The organism is Parafannyhessea umbonata (genome assembly GCF_012844235.1).
Classification (GTDB): Bacteria; Actinomycetota; Coriobacteriia; order Coriobacteriales; family Atopobiaceae; genus Parafannyhessea.
In genome coordinates this window covers 48,044-61,778 of the sequence record NZ_JABAGR010000001.1, presented here as the reverse complement: position 1 = coordinate 61,778, position 13,735 = coordinate 48,044, and the positions used below count along the sequence as shown (strand labels likewise).

Genomic DNA, 13,735 nt, shown 5'->3' with positions numbered 1-13,735 from the left:
CGGCGCCATGGCCCGCCGCCAAGGCGCGGCGCGTCGCGCCTACCGAGCGCAGTCTGCCTCCAGCCCATCCTTCACGCGCTGCGACCAGTCCACGTCAGAGGCGTCCTGCTCACCTGCGCCCACGTGGCCGTTCACGATGTCCACGGCCTTCTCGACGCCGTTGATCACGTTCATGTAGCCGGTGCAGCGGCACAGGTAGCCGGAAAGGTTCTTGCGGATCTCTTCCCGCGTGTACGTCCTGCCGGAGTTCACCATCTCCATCGCGCTCATGATGATGCCGGGGATGCAGAACCCGCACTGCACGGCGAACTCGTCCACGAACGCCTGCTGCACGGGGTTCAGCGTGCCGTCCGGCGCCTGCAGCCCCTCCACGGTCACGATGTCCTTGCCCTGCGCCCAGTCCGTCAGGTACAGGCAGGTGTCCGTGGCCACGCCGTCTATCAGCACGGTGCACGCGCCGCACTCGCCCACCTCGCAGCCGCGCTTCACGCTCGTCATGTGCAGGCGGTCGCGCAGCGTGTCCAACAGAGACTCGCGCGGGTCGTAGCCCACCTGCACGGGCCTGCCGTTGAGCGTGCACTTGAGGATCCTCATGTCCATCAGATATCTGCCCCTCCCCTGCGGGCCGCCTCCAACAGCGAGCGCCGCGACATCTCCTTTATCAGCTGCAGGCGAAACTCCCGCGACGCGCGCCACGAGTCGCGGGGGTTGGTGTCCCGCTGGGCGAGAAGGCCGATCTTCTCGGCCGCGTCCGCGACCGTAAGCCCGCGCACGCCGTCCTCCGCGCCCCGCGCGCGGATGGGCGTGGGCGCCGCCACGCCGAACGCGAGGCGGATGTCGTCCACGCGGGCCTTGTCCGCAGAGAGCCTCACCAGGCAGCAGCAGCCCATGGTCGCGATCTCGAGCGCGCGGCGCTTGCCGTACTTGAAGTAGTGGCCGGTCCAGCCCTCGTAGCTGGCGCGCGGGATGCGTATGCCCACCAGCACCTCGTCGCGCTCGCGCACGCAGCTGCCGGGCCCCGTGTACCACTCCCCAATGGGGATGGTGCGCGTGCCGCGGACGGACCTCACGTCCAGAAGCGCGCCGTACGCAAGCAGCGTGGACGCCGTGTCCGCCGATGTCGCGGCGTTGCACACGTTGCCGCCGATCGTGCCGCTCACGCGCAGCTGCGGGCCGCCCGGCGTGTCGCACGCGTCGCAGAGCGTCTGCACGGCGCGCTGGGCCACCGGGCTCGTGGTCACGCCGTGAAACCACGTGATCGGCCCTATCCACACCGTGCCGTCCTGCTCAAGGCGCACGCCGCAGAGCTCTTCCGTCAGGTTGTGGACCGACACCAGGTGCGCGCCGGCAAGCTTGCCCTCGCGGCACTTCACCAGCACGTCCGTGCCGCCCGCGACGACGATGGCCTGCGGGTCGTCCGCAAGCGCGCGGCACGCGTCGTCCACGCTTCTGGCCTCGTACAGCGATTCGATGTCGTACATCAGATGAGTCCCTCCCTCTTGAAGCCCTCGAACAGGCGCTGCGGCGTCATGGGCATCTCGTAGAACTTGACGCCCGTCGCGTTCAGGATGGCGTCGCGGATGGCCGGCGCCGGGCTGATGATCGGGGTCTCGCCCACCGCCTTGTTGCCGTACGGGCCCATCGGGTCCTGCGTCTCCACGTTCTCCGCGATGAGCTCCGGCACGTCCATCGCCGTGGGGACCTTGTAGTCAAGAAGCGTCGCGTTGCGCACGCGGCCGGTCTTGGGGTCCACCAGCAGCTCCTCGGAAAGCGCGAAGCCAATGGACTGCGCCATGCCGCCGTGCATCTGCTGCTCCACGAGCTTCGGGTTCATGAGGCGGCCGTTGTCCTGCACGCTCACGATCTTGTTGACCGTGACCTGCGCCAGCGGCACGTCCACGGTGACGTCGCAGAACGTGCACCCCGTGACCAGCGCGTTCTGGTGCACCGTCGCCTGGCCGCGCGTGGATATCTGGTCCGTCCTGTGCAGGTTGTAGTACGCCTCGAGCGCAAGCTCCGGCAGGTCGACGAGCCTGTTGCCCGCCGCGTCCCACACGGCGTGGTCGCGCAGGTCGAGCCCGCCCTGGGCGTCCGGGTACAGTCGCGCCGCCAGCTCCAGGATCCGCTCGCGCATCTTCTGCCCGGCGTCCTTGCACGCCGCGCCCGACACGAACGTCTGCCTGGACGCGTACGCGCCCGGGTCGTACGGCGCCACGTCCGTGTCCTGCGTGCTCACGATGTGGATGTCCTCCGTGCGCACGCCGATGGCCTCCGCGGCCATCTGGCAGAACACGGTGTCCGCGCCCTGGCCTATCTCGGTCGCGCCCATCTGCAGCTGGAACGTGCCGTCCTGGTTGAGCGTTATCTGGCAGTTGGACGTCTCGAGCGCGAACGGCGCGACCGCCGTCTTGTAGACGAGAAGGGCCACGCCGACGCCGCGGCGTATGGGGCCCTCCTGGTGTGCGTACTCCCGGCGCTTCTCGTCCCACCCGATGAGCCGCTTTCCGCGCTCGACGCACGCGCGCAGGCCGTCCGTGCGGTACGAGATGGTGTTTGAGGGGCTGAACTCGTCCACGTAGCCCGGAACGATGGCATTCCTCATGCGAAACTCCACGCCGTCCCAGCCCATGTCGTGCGCGATGTCGCCCATGAGGCACTCCGCGCACCAGATGCCCTCTGGCACGCCGTACGCGCGCATGGCGCCGGTGTGCGGGCCGTTGGTGTGCACGGTCCACGCCTCGCAGCGGATCGCGTCCTCCTGCGTGTGGTACAGCCAGCGGAACGTGTTCACGGAGTTCAGCACGAGCGCGTGCCCATGGTGGATGTAGCCGCCCGTGTTGGACCATGCCTTGATGGAGCGCGCGTGCAGGCGCATGTCGTCGCCCACGGACGCCTCGGCCTCGAAGTCCTTGGGCTGGCGGCCGGACGTGTCCCAGAAGCACTCCTCGCGGGAGAGCTCCAGCTTGACGCAGCGCCCGCCCACCTGGTGGCACAGCCACGCGTTCAGGGGCTCGAAGTGGATGTCCTGCTTCGTGCCGAAGCCGCCGCCTATGTAGGGCTTGATCACGCGGACGCTGCCCCAGGGGATGCCGAGCGCCTGGCCGATGATGCGCCTGCAGATGTGGGGAATCTGCGTGGAGGACACGCACGTGAGCTTGCCGTTCTCCTCGTAGCAGTACGAGACGCACACCTCGATGTGGGCCTGGCTCTGCTCGCCCGTGAACGCGTGGAACGCGAAGTGGTGGTACCTGGGGTCGCGGACGGCGTCCTCGACGCTGGAGTAGCCCATGGCCCTGAGCCTGTCTTCCGGCGTCACGGCGAGGGTGTGGCCGACGACGTTGTCCGGCTTTCCCTCCTGCACGGGAGGGTTCGTGCCCCGCATGGCCTCGCGTGGGTCGTACGTGACGGGATACTCCTCGTACTCCACCTTTATCTTGCGGAGCGCGCGGTTCGCCGCGACCTCGTCCTCGGCGACGACGGCCGCGATGTTGTCGCCGTAGATGCGCACGCGGTCGTCGAGCAGCCTGCGGTCGGCCACGTCGCGCTTTGCGGCGGCAGAGGCGGCGTACCACGGGTGCCCCGCGACGGGGAAGGTGGTCTTGGGCACGTCGAAGCAGGTGAACACGCCCACGACGCCCGGCACCACCTTCGCCTGCGTCACGTCCATCGAGATGACGCGGCCGTTGCCGATGGTCGAGTGGAGGATCTTGGCCACGAGGCACGGCTTGGGGCAGAGGTCGTCCGTGAACATGGCGCGACCGGTGACCTTGTCACGGGCGTCGACGCGCTTGACCTGCCTGCCGACCTCCCTGTACTTCTCCAATCCTTGCTCCTCTCGTATAAAAATTCTTATGGCCTAAAAAATATTAATTGTTTATTACAGGAGAAGCACGAATGGCGCGCCAGACGGTATGTGCGCAAGCGCGGCCGCAAGACGCGTTCCGCATGCCTTATTAAAAGGCGGCGGCCGCTACGCATTGTTACGCCCATAGACCTGGAACAAGAATTGTATTCAAATGGGTATACTTTTTCGTAAGACGTAAAGCGGAGGGCCCGATGGGCGAAGTAGTTGTAGATCCACACGCGCTGAAGCACGGCTTGAGCGAAGCAGAGGTCCGCTATGCCTGGGATACACCGATAGTATGCAGACAGCGCAACGGAGCGTTTGATCCGCCAATATGGATTGCGATTGGAGTGCTGCCCGACGGACGTATGGCGGAGCTCGTTGCACTTGAAGACGACCTTGGTCGATGGCACGTATTCCACGCCATGGTGCCACCCACCAATAAGTTTAAAGGGAACTTGGAATGACGAGGAGATGAGCTGGATGACAGAATTCAAAGCTGCAAATGGCTCTTCTGTGACAGACAAGATGATCGACGAATGGTGCGACGCACTCGATAATGACAAATGGCCCGAAGGATGGAAGAACCGTAGCAAGGTTGTCTATGGGAGACCGCCCCTCAGTGCCGGCGGGACAGCCACGCTCTCTATAAAGGTACCGGTTGCCATGAAGCAGGCCATCGCAAAAGAGGCGAAGAGGCACGGCACCTCAACCAGCAACTACGCCCGCGCCCTACTCGCCAAGGCAATGCTTGCCGAATGAACTAACGATCGGGAGAAACGTTATTCATGTAGGCAGGCGTCAAAGACACAGCAGTGCCCGGCACCGCGTTATGCGATGCCGGGCACGTTGTCTATGGCGCGACGTGCGCGCCGCTCAGGGGGCTGGCCACGCGGCGGCTCAGGGGTGTCGCGGGGGCCAGTGGGAGTCTTTCGGGGAAGGCTACTCGTCCTTCTCGCTCTGCCAAGCGCCGTCCCAGACGATCTGGCGGTAGCGCACGGGGTCGGTGTCGCCCTCGGTCGAGAAGAGCAGCACCTGGGAGTCCGGACCAAGCTCCAGCTCCTTGCGCAGCTCTACGTAGGCGGGGTCGCTCATGAGGGTGGAGATGACGCCCATGCCCACGGCGCCGGACTCGCCGGACGTGACCGCGGGGTCGCCCTTAACGGGGGCGGCCAGCATGCGCATGCCCTTGGCGCTGACCCAGTCGGGGCAGCTCACGAACGCGTCCGCGTGGTTGCGCAGGATGTCCCAGCCGATGGTGTTGGGCTCGCCGCACGCGAGGCCGGCCATGATGGTCTTAAGGTCTCCGCCCACGATGCGCGGGTCGCCGTCAGCCGCGAGCGCGCCCTGGTACAGGCAGTCCGCGGCGCCGGCCTCCATGATCACGAACTTGGGCGGGTTGCTGGGGAAGAGGTTGGTGAAGAAGCCGACCATGGCGCTGGCGAGCGAGCCGACGCCGGCCTGGACGAACACGTGGGTGGGGCGGTTGACCTCGAGCTGGCGCAGCTGGTCGGCGGCCTCGTTGGCCATGGTGCCGTAGCCCTGCATGATCCAGGACGGGATCTTGGTGTAGCCGTCCCACGCGGTGTCCTGCACGATCACGCCGTGCTCGGTCTCCTCGGCCTCCTTGGCCGCGAGGCGCACGCAGTCGTCGTAGTTGAGCTCCTCGATCGTGACCCTGGCGCCCTCCTTGGCGATGTTGTCGAAGCGGGTCTTGGTGGAGCCCTTCGGCATGTGGACGACCGCGTTCTGGTGCAGGCGGTGGGCCGCCCACGCGACGCCGCGGCCGTGGTTGCCGTCGGTCGCGGTGAAGAACGTGGCATGGCCGAAGTCCTTCTCGAGCTGCTCGGACGTGAGGTAGTCGAAGTCGCAGTCCGCGACGTCGCGGCCGGTCTCCTGCGCGATGTAGCGCGCCATCGCGAACGAGCCGCCCAGGACCTTGAACGCGTTGAGGCCGAAGCGGTAGCTCTCGTCCTTCACGTAGAGGCCGCCCAGGCCAAGGCGGTTGGCCATACCGGAGAGGTTGGCAAGCGGGGTCACGGAGTACTGCGGGAAGCTCTTGTGGAACGCGCGGGCCTTGGCGACGTTCTCCAGGCTCATGACCTGGAGGTTCTTGTCCTCACTCTTGGGCATGTGGTTGGCGACCCACTTGATCTTAGGCTGCATGGAGCTCATGGCCTGTCCTTTCCCCGCGGGCGGTCCCGCGCGTGACGCTTTGCAAACTTGTTGTCTGCTTACATTACTTTTTGTTAGTACCTACTGTAGCGCGCAAGTGACAAATAACAAGTATGGTATCCAAACTTTTTGTTTTGCTCCGCGGGCGGTAGGCACGGCGCGGCGGGCGTAAGAAGATCGGGCGACGCCTGCGAGGCGCCGCCCGAGGTGGCTAGATCATCTCGAGGAAGGCCTCGATGCGCGTCCTGAGCTGGCCGTCGTCCTCGTTGGAGTAGCCGGTGGTCAGGTGCATGTACGGGATGTTGGCCTCGCGTGCGGCAAGCTCCATGCCCGTTGCCTCCATGTCGTAGATCGTGCAGAACTGCAGGGAGCAGTCGATGATGCCGTCCGCCTTGAACCTGCGCGCCATGTCGATCACGTCGCGCTTGCGGCCCTCGTTGGGGGTGAAGATCGCGCACTGGATGTTGAGGTAGCGGTCCGCGATGTCGTTCAGCATCTGGTCGACGGTCTCGCCGTCCTCCGGGACGAGGTCCTTGTAGTAGCGGCTGCCGGTGCAGCACTCCTCCCCGACGACGACGCCCCCGGCCTTCTCGATGATGTTGAAGAGCTTCCAGTTAGGCACCGCCATGGGGGTCCCGGTGTACAGGATGCGCTTCGCGCCCCTGGGGGCGACGCCGACGCCGTCCTCCACGCGCTTCTCGCACTCCGCGGCCATGTCGTTGATGGCGCCCGTCAGGCGGGCGGAGTCGTCCATGAACGCCGCCTGGGCCGTGAGCAGGCAGTCGAGGCCGCTGATGGGGACGGGGTCCGCCGTACGCGTCGCGTCGAGGCGCTGGAGGGCGCGGCGCTTGTCGTTCGCGAGCCTGATGGCGGCGCGCAGGCCGTCGGCCGTGATCTTCTGGCCGGTGAGCCCCTCGAGCCTCGCCGCGAGGCGCTTGACCTCGTTGCGCCACTGCGCGCGCGTGTCGTCGTTGCGGACGTGGGGCACGTCCATCACGTACGTGTCCTTGAGTCGGCCGAACTGCTCGTACGCCTTCTTCTTGCCGTCGCAGGTGTTCTCGCCCACCACGAGGTCCGCGCTCTCGATGTACGGGCAGACGCGTGCGAGCTTGAACCCCACGAAGCCCTTGATGAGGGGGCAGGTGTTGCGCGGGACGTACTTCTCGGCCTCCTCCGGCGCCCACTCCGCGCCGGCGCACAGGCCGACCTCGACGGCGCCGGCCGCGGTCACGACCTCCTCTGGGACGTAGAGGCAGAACGTGCCGACGACCTTCTTGGGGTTGCCGGCCGCGCGCCCCTCCACGAGCTCGCGGATGCGGCCGGAGTGCAGCGCGCCCGCGACGCCGTCCAGATAGGACGTTGACTTTGGACGGTTCTTCTGGGTGAGAAACGCATCCCCGTACATCTGGCCCACCGCGGCGAGCAGCCCGTCGTGCGCCTCGACGTCCATGCCGAGGTCGGCCCACATCTTGTGGTAGTCGTACTCTTCTGCCATGCGCTCTCCTCTCGTCTGGCCGGACGGTGCCGCGGCCCCTGTGATTGGGAGCGATGCTAGTCTCTTTGTTTTGCAGACTTACTTATTGTTAGGCTAACGGAATGTTTGGTCGGTAGGCGGTTGGGGCGCCGGACCGGGGCGCGTTGCGGCGCTCGGGGGGTCAGGATTGGGGCGCGTCGCGGCGCTCGGGGGCGACGCTGCGCACGAGCCGGCGCACCCTGCGGCTGAGCTCCTGCGCGCTGGGGCGGTCCTTCTCGCCCACCCAGCGGCGGAACGCGCTGGTGATGCCGCCGGCCAGGAAGTCGCAGGCGAGGTCGTCCTCCGCGGCGCCGACGACGCGGCGGAGGCGGTCGCGCACGGCGAGCTGGATGCGGGCGGCGACGTCCTCGCGCGCGCCGGTGCGCAGCAGGCGGCCGAGGCTGGAGGCGCCGTCCGTGACCATGGAGCCCAGGCGCTCGATCGCGCGGGCGAGACCCTCTTCGTCCGTGGCGGCCGCAGCCTCGTCGAGGACCTCGCTCACGGAGCTTACGGCCTCGTCCTCCATCTCTTGGATGACGGCGCCGACGCTGGCATAGTGCGCCATGAACGTCTTCTTGTTGATGAGGGCCGCGTCCGCGACGTCCTTGGGCGTGATGTCCGCGCCGCCGCGCTGGGCCATGAGGTTGAGGAGCGCCTCGCGGATGGCACGGCGGGTGCGCGCCACGCGCTTGTCCTGCGACCTGGCATTTGCTCCCGTTGTGGGGCCATCTTGCGACCGGCTCATCCTGTTCCTCTCCCCCGCCCTTTGGTGACAGGTTACCACGGCACGCTATTTCCCGATTTGCACTTATTTCTAATTTTGGAAATAATGGGTGCGAACGGGCGCCCGAGGGCGTCGACGACGACTGTCGCCGCGGGATGCGGCGCCGAGGGGGCGGGCATACGCGCGGGATGGCGGGCGAAGGGGCGGCGAGCGGCGTGGCCGAGACGTACGCGCGGATCGCGGGACCCGTCGTGCGGACGGCGGAGTTCAGGCAGATGGCGGCGTTCACGCAGCACGGCGACACGTCCACGATGGAGCACTGCGAGGCGGTGGCGTACTTCTCGCTCGCGTTTGCGCGGGCGATGCGCCTGAGGTTGGACGAGCGGTCGCTTGTGCGCGGCGCGCTCTTGCATGACTACTTTCTGTACGACTGGCACGACCACGCACCTGACCGCTGGCACGGCTTCACGCACCCTCGGCGCGCGCTGGAGAATGCGAGCCGCGACTTTGCACTGAACGGCGTCGAACGCGACGTGATTGCGCATCACATGTTTCCGTTTGTGCCCGCGCCGCCTCGCCATCGCGAGGGATGGGTGGTCACGCTGGCGGACAAGTACTGCACGCTGCGCGAGGTGCTGATGCGCAGGCCGTACGCACCGCTTGAGGGGACGGTGATGTAGCGTGCTGCACGGAGCGGCGATGAGCCTTGCGTACCTTGCGCTGAGCTGCACCATCATCAGCGTGGGCGGATGGGTCTGGGAGACGTGCTACTGCAGCGTGGTGGAGCGTCGCCTTGCGAGGCGCGGCATGCTGTTTGGGCCGAGCTGCCCGATCTACGGCGTGTGTGCCATCGTGGTTTGGTTTGTCCTGGGTGGGGTGCAGGATACGGCGATGCTGTTTGTGCTGGGCTTTGCGCTCTCGACGGTGCTGGAATATGCCGCCGGCGCACTGCTTGAGCGGCGCTTTGGGCGCCGGTGGTGGGACTACTCCATGTTCCCGCTGAACTTTCGCGGGCTGGTGTGCCCGCAGGCAAGCTGCGTATTTGGCGTATTTGCGGTGATAAACGTCAAGCTTTTGCAGCCGACGATTCTGGGCGGGCTCGCGACGCTGGACCACGGCGCCGTTCTGGCTGCGGCCGGGCTGGTGTGCGCCGCATATGCGCTGGACCTTTTTGCGACGGTGCTGGTGCTGGACGGTTGGCGTCCGCGGAGGCCGCGGGCAGCGCAGGCGCCCAGGCTGTCGCGCCTTTGGAGGGCGCTGCGGCTGCCCCTGGCGTAGAGTCGGAAGCGGCGGGTCCGACGGACGTGGGGCGCGCCGGCACACGTCGGTACACTTCTGCCGCGAGTTTGCACGGCGGGCGTAAACTCGGCCCTCACGAGTACGGGCGAGACCCAGCGCCGGTACACGTGTGGCAGAAACGTACGGGATCCCGCAAACTCGCGGCCGACGTGTGCCATAAGAATTCTTACCATGGCAGGAACTCGCTGACGTGTACCGGAAAATGCAAACTCGGGTCAGACGTGTACCATGTGGAATTAGTCTAATTCCACATATCATGAGGTAGATGACCTGCGCGATCAAAGTCTTAACGAACGGCCCGGTACACGTCTCGAAGTTCCTTACATGGTTCAACTTTCGATGGTACTCGTCTGGCCCGAGTTTGCGGATTCCTGTCAAAAGTGCGCCCATGTGTACCGGTCCGGTACACCTCTGCCGCGAGCTTGCAGGGCCCCTGCAAACTGGGCCGCGAAGTGTACCCGGCCCGGTACACGTCTGCCGCGAGCTTGCACGCTCCTGGGAAACTCGGCCACGACGTGTACGGGCGTGTCAACTCGGGGCTCACGTGTACCGGCGCCGCACGACCAACCGCCCCCAGAGGGCTGCTCAACAGGGAGCCATCCGCCCCACTCCGGGCTCATTTCGTCAGATGTCGTCAGGTTCGGAGCAAAGCCAAAAAAAGACAGGGCGCCCGCGAGTCGCACGGACCCACGGGCACCCAATTCATCGCCTTGCCACGGCGTCGCACGGCGGTGCCCGCTACGGCGCCGACCGCGGCCCCTCGCCGGGCCGCGCGCACGCGCCGCGGGCTACTCCTCCGCGCCCTTCAGGACGGAGAGCCGCTCGTCTCCCCACGCGCGCTTGCGCGAGTACGGCGTGTCGTCCAGCGGCAGCCTCCAGCGCAGCTCGCCGTCCAGCTGGTGGTACGCGTTCTGCACGGCGGGTGCGGTGCCGATGGTGGCGATCTCGCCAATGCCCTTGCCGCCGTAGCTCACCGGCAGCAGGTGCTCCTTCTCCACGTAGATCGCGTGGATGTTCGGGATCTGCGTGGAGTGCAGCAGTCCGAGCGTGCCGTACTTCGCCTGCGGCACGGCGTCCTTCATCGGGAAGTCCTCCGTCAGCGCGTAGCCCATGCCCATGAGCACGCCGCCCTCGATCTGGCCCTGGATCGCGATGGGGTTCACGACCTTGCCGGAGTCGTGCGCCGCATAGATCTCCTTTATCTTGCCGCGGTTGGGGCCCTTCTCCTCCAGGACGACGACCGTGGAGCTGAATCCGTAGCAGATGTGGCTCTTCGGGTTGGGCTTGTCGGCGCCCAGCTTGTCCGTGGGCTCGAAGTACACGTAGCCAAACTCGTGGCCCTCCAGGGCGAGAAGCGCCGCCCTCGGGTCTGCGGGGTGGATGCCGTGCCCCGCGACGAGCGCGCTGCCGTCGGCGTAGCCAACGCCCTGGTACGGCGTGCCGTCCTCGTAGGTGATGGTCTTACCGTCGCCCTTGGCGCGCACCGGGCCCTGCGGCACGGGGCGGCCCGCCTCCACGTCGAGCATTGCGTCGCGCAGCAGGAACGCGGCGCCGCGCACGGCCTCGCCGGTCACGACGGTCTGGCGTGAGCCGGACGTGGTGCCGGAGTCCGGCGCCGCCTCGGTGGAGCACTCGCCGTTCGCGAGCGCCTCGAGCGGCAGCCCCGTGGCCTCGGCCACGTCCTGCAAAAAGACGGTGTTGCAGCCCTGGCCGATGTCGGACGTGGCGGAGTACACCACCGCGCGCCCGCCCTCGACGCGGATGTTCGCGCGGCCGGCGTCGGGAAGTCCCACGCCCACGCCGGAGTTCTTCATGGCGCACGCGATGCCGGCATGGGACGCGTTCTTCTCGTACACGTCCTTGACGGCGAGCAGCGTCTCCTTCAGCGCGGTGGAGCAGTCCGCGATCTGGCCGTTAGGCAGGACCTCGCCCGGCTCCACGGCGTTGCGCCAGCGCATCTCCCACGGGCTGATGCCCACCTCGTTTGCGAGCAGGTCCATGCACGCCTCGAGCGCGAACTCCGTCTGGCACACGCCAAAGCCGCGAAACGCCCCCGCCGGCGGGTTGTTGGTGTAGTAGCCAAAGCCGCGGATGTCCGTGTTCTGGTACGTGTACGGGCCGACGGCGTGCGTGCACGCGCGCTCCAGCACGGGGCCGCACAGGCTCGCATACGCGCCGGTGTCGAAGTTGACCTCGCAGTCCAGGCCCGTGAGGTGCCCGTCCTCGTCGCAGCCCAGCGTGAACGTCGCGTACATGTAGTGGCGCTTCGGGTGGAACGCCAAAGACTCCTGGCGCGTGAGCTTGCACTTGACGGTGCGCCCAAAGCGCACGGCCGCCAGCGCGGCCAGGTGCTGCACGGACACGTCCTCCTTGCCGCCAAAGCCGCCGCCCACCAGCATGGTCTGCACCACCACGCGCTCTGGCTCCGCGTCCCAGCCAAACATGTGCGCGACTTCCTTGCGGGTGTCGTACGCGCCCTGGTCCGTGCTGCACACCTTCACGCCGTTCTTGTACGGAAACGCAACGGCGCACTCCGGCTCCAAAAACGCGTGCTCCGTGAACGGCGTCTCGAAGTCGTGTGTCACCACGTGCGCGGACGCTGCCAGCGCGGCCTTCGCGTCTCCGCGCGTGATGTGGCGGCTCTGGCACACGTTGTCGTGAAGCACCACGTGGTTGCCAAACGCGTTGAAGCTGTCGTGCACCAAAGGCGCGCCGGCGGCCTTCGCCTCCGCGATGTTGCGCACGGGCTCCAGCACCTCGTACTCCACCTTCACCAGGCGCTTCGCCTTCGCGAGCGTCGCCTCGTCCTCGGCAACCACCAGGCAGATGGCGTCGCCCACGCAGCGCGTGACGTCGCCCTCCGCAATCATCACGTCCCAGTCCTGGATCAGGTGGCCCACCTGGTTCACGGGCACGTCGCGGGCGAGAAGGACTCCCACCACGCCCGGCAGCGCCTCGGCCTTCGACGTGTCGATGCTCACCACGCGTGCGCGCGGGTACTTCGAGCGCACCGCGCTCGCGTAGCACATGTCCGGGTAGTCCTCGCGCGCGAGGTCGTCCGGGTACTTGCCGTAGCCCAGCACCTTGCGGCGCACGTCCACGCGGAAGGCGCGCTCGCCAACCCCGTAGTCATCGCCCTTCTCCAGCGCGTCGTCCATGCGCTCGTCTCCGCGCAGGATGGCCGCGGCCTTCAGGATGCCCTCGATGATCTTCTTGTAGCCGGTGCAGCGGCAGATGTTGCCGCGGATGGCCCACTTGACCTCCTCCTCGGAGGGGTCGGGGTTGCGGCGCACCAGCATGGCGCCGCTCATGACCATGCCGGGGATGCAGAAGCCGCACTGCACGGCGCCCACGGCGCCGAACGCGTACACGAACGCCTCCTGCTCCTCGTGCGTGAGGCCCTCCACGGTCTCGATGGTGCGGCCCTGGGCCAGGCGCGTGGTGATGACGCACCCCTTGGTGGCGATGCCGTCGACGCCCACGGTGCACGTGCCGCACGCGCCCTCGCTGCAGCCGTCCTTCACGGACGTGAGGCCCAGGTCGTCGCGCAAGAAGCGCAGCAGCGGCTTGTCCTGGTCGGTGGTGACCGTCTTTCCGTTGACGGTGAACGTGAACTGCTCTGCCATGTCTTCCCTACCTCACGGCCATGATGCCGTTCGCATCGTGTATGGCGCCGCGCGGGCACTTCGTCGCGCACATGCCGCATGCCACGCACTTCTCGTCGTCTATAACCGCGCGGCCGTCGACCACGCGCACCGCGCCCATGGGGCACACGCGCTCGCACATGCCGCAGCCGATGCAGCTGTTGGGGCAGGCCTTGCGCGCCGTGGGCCCGCGGTCCTGGTTCGAGCACCGCACCTGGATCACGTTCGCGGCGGGCGCCACGGTGATGAGGTGCTGCGGGCACGCCTTCGCGCACTTTCCGCAGCCACGGCACGCGTCGCGGTCCACCACGGCCACGTGGCGCTCCGGGTCCACGTGGATGGCGCCAAACGGGCAGGCGGCCTCGCAGCTGCCTCCGCCGAGGCACCCCCACGAGCACACGCCGATCCCGTTGGGATGCGCCGCCTTGATCTGGGCGCAGTCGTGCGGCAGCTCCTCCCGCACTATGCCGTCAAGTGGCGCCGTGCCGCCCGCGCAGTGGACGACCGCGACCCTTGGCATACGCTTGGCCATAGAG

12 protein-coding genes are annotated in these 13,735 nt (G+C 67.1%); 4 read left to right on the top strand and 8 right to left on the bottom strand.

The features are described from left to right. Positions 1-39: 39 nt before the first annotated feature. The 3 genes from xdhC to xdhA are packed head-to-tail and all read right to left on the bottom strand — an operon-like array spanning position 40 to position 3,823. Entirely contained in the window at positions 40-600 is a 561-nt protein-coding gene (xdhC, locus tag HF885_RS00255; RefSeq protein WP_170102987.1) for a xanthine dehydrogenase subunit XdhC, read from the bottom strand. Beyond that, positions 600-1,481 (bottom strand): xanthine dehydrogenase subunit XdhB, encoded by an 882-nt coding sequence (gene xdhB, locus HF885_RS00250; RefSeq protein WP_170102986.1) that lies wholly within the window; start codon positions 1,479-1,481, stop codon positions 600-602. Before xdhB ends, xdhC begins: the two co-directional genes overlap by 1 nt. Next, a complete protein-coding gene (xdhA, locus tag HF885_RS00245; protein ID WP_170102985.1) occupies positions 1,481-3,823 on the bottom strand; it encodes a xanthine dehydrogenase subunit XdhA in 2,343 nt (780 codons plus the stop codon). The genes xdhB and xdhA overlap by 1 nt, the downstream gene beginning before the upstream one ends. 233 nt (positions 3,824-4,056) lie before the next feature. On the opposite strand from xdhA, the gene HF885_RS00240 reads away from it, so the two are divergent. Together HF885_RS00240 and HF885_RS00235 are read left to right on the top strand one after the other, a co-directional pair. Continuing rightward, positions 4,057-4,311, top strand: a complete 255-nt coding sequence (locus tag HF885_RS00240) for a hypothetical protein (RefSeq protein WP_170102984.1) — start codon at positions 4,057-4,059, stop codon at positions 4,309-4,311. A gap of 16 nt (positions 4,312-4,327) precedes the next feature. Beyond that, positions 4,328-4,606: a hypothetical protein gene (locus HF885_RS00235; protein ID WP_170102983.1), complete on the top strand. Its 279-nt coding sequence runs from the start codon at positions 4,328-4,330 to the stop codon at positions 4,604-4,606. Between the two features lie 180 nt (positions 4,607-4,786). On the opposite strand, the gene dpaL is transcribed toward HF885_RS00235, so the two are convergent. From dpaL to HF885_RS00220, 3 genes are all read right to left on the bottom strand, one after another. After that, entirely contained in the window at positions 4,787-6,010 is a 1,224-nt protein-coding gene (gene dpaL, locus HF885_RS00230) for a diaminopropionate ammonia-lyase (RefSeq protein ID WP_170103265.1), read from the bottom strand. Positions 6,011-6,230: 220 nt separating this feature from the next. Further along, on the bottom strand, positions 6,231-7,514 hold the full coding sequence (locus tag HF885_RS00225) for a double-cubane-cluster-containing anaerobic reductase (protein WP_170102982.1): 1,284 nt from the start codon (positions 7,512-7,514) through the stop codon (positions 6,231-6,233). 160 nt (positions 7,515-7,674) lie between these two features. Further along, entirely contained in the window at positions 7,675-8,277 is a 603-nt protein-coding gene (locus HF885_RS00220; RefSeq protein WP_170102981.1) for a TetR/AcrR family transcriptional regulator, read from the bottom strand. Positions 8,278-8,471: 194 nt separating this feature from the next. Between HF885_RS00220 and HF885_RS00215 the strand changes: the two genes are divergently transcribed. Beyond that, positions 8,472-8,936 carry an HD domain-containing protein gene (locus tag HF885_RS00215; RefSeq protein WP_328804293.1) on the top strand — a complete coding sequence of 155 codons (465 nt, stop codon included), beginning with the start codon at positions 8,472-8,474 and terminating at the stop codon, positions 8,934-8,936. A gap of 19 nt (positions 8,937-8,955) precedes the next feature. Next, positions 8,956-9,534 carry a putative ABC transporter permease gene (locus HF885_RS00210; RefSeq protein WP_170102979.1) on the top strand — a complete coding sequence of 193 codons (579 nt, stop codon included), beginning with the start codon at positions 8,956-8,958 and terminating at the stop codon, positions 9,532-9,534. Between the two features lie 809 nt (positions 9,535-10,343). Here HF885_RS00210 and xdh read toward each other — a convergent pair. Both xdh and HF885_RS00200 read right to left on the bottom strand, forming a co-directional pair. Next, entirely contained in the window at positions 10,344-13,181 is a 2,838-nt protein-coding gene (xdh, locus tag HF885_RS00205) for a selenium-dependent xanthine dehydrogenase (RefSeq protein WP_170102978.1), read from the bottom strand. A gap of 7 nt (positions 13,182-13,188) precedes the next feature. Beyond that, positions 13,189-13,731, bottom strand: coding sequence for a 4Fe-4S binding protein (locus HF885_RS00200; protein WP_170102977.1), 543 nt, complete (start codon positions 13,729-13,731; stop codon positions 13,189-13,191). Between the last annotated feature and the right edge of the window lie 4 nt (positions 13,732-13,735).

Bases quoted from the DNA above. Each gene is read 5' to 3' on its own strand.
- xdhC (WP_170102987.1), bottom strand. From the start codon at position 600: ATGGACATGAGGATCCTCAAGTGCACGCTCAACGGCAGGCCCGTGCAG.
- xdhB (WP_170102986.1), bottom strand. From the start codon at position 1,481: ATGTACGACATCGAATCGCTGTACGAGGCCAGAAGCGTGGACGACGCG.
- HF885_RS00240 (WP_170102984.1), top strand. From the start codon at position 4,057: ATGGGCGAAGTAGTTGTAGATCCACACGCGCTGAAGCACGGCTTGAGC.
- HF885_RS00235 (WP_170102983.1), top strand. From the start codon at position 4,328: ATGACAGAATTCAAAGCTGCAAATGGCTCTTCTGTGACAGACAAGATG.
- dpaL (WP_170103265.1), bottom strand. From the start codon at position 6,010: ATGCAGCCTAAGATCAAGTGGGTCGCCAACCACATGCCCAAGAGTGAG.
- HF885_RS00225 (WP_170102982.1), bottom strand. From the start codon at position 7,514: ATGGCAGAAGAGTACGACTACCACAAGATGTGGGCCGACCTCGGCATG.
- HF885_RS00220 (WP_170102981.1), bottom strand. From the start codon at position 8,277: ATGAGCCGGTCGCAAGATGGCCCCACAACGGGAGCAAATGCCAGGTCG.
- HF885_RS00210 (WP_170102979.1), top strand. From the start codon at position 8,956: ATGAGCCTTGCGTACCTTGCGCTGAGCTGCACCATCATCAGCGTGGGC.
- xdh (WP_170102978.1), bottom strand. From the start codon at position 13,181: ATGGCAGAGCAGTTCACGTTCACCGTCAACGGAAAGACGGTCACCACC.
- HF885_RS00200 (WP_170102977.1), bottom strand. From the start codon at position 13,731: ATGGCCAAGCGTATGCCAAGGGTCGCGGTCGTCCACTGCGCGGGCGGC.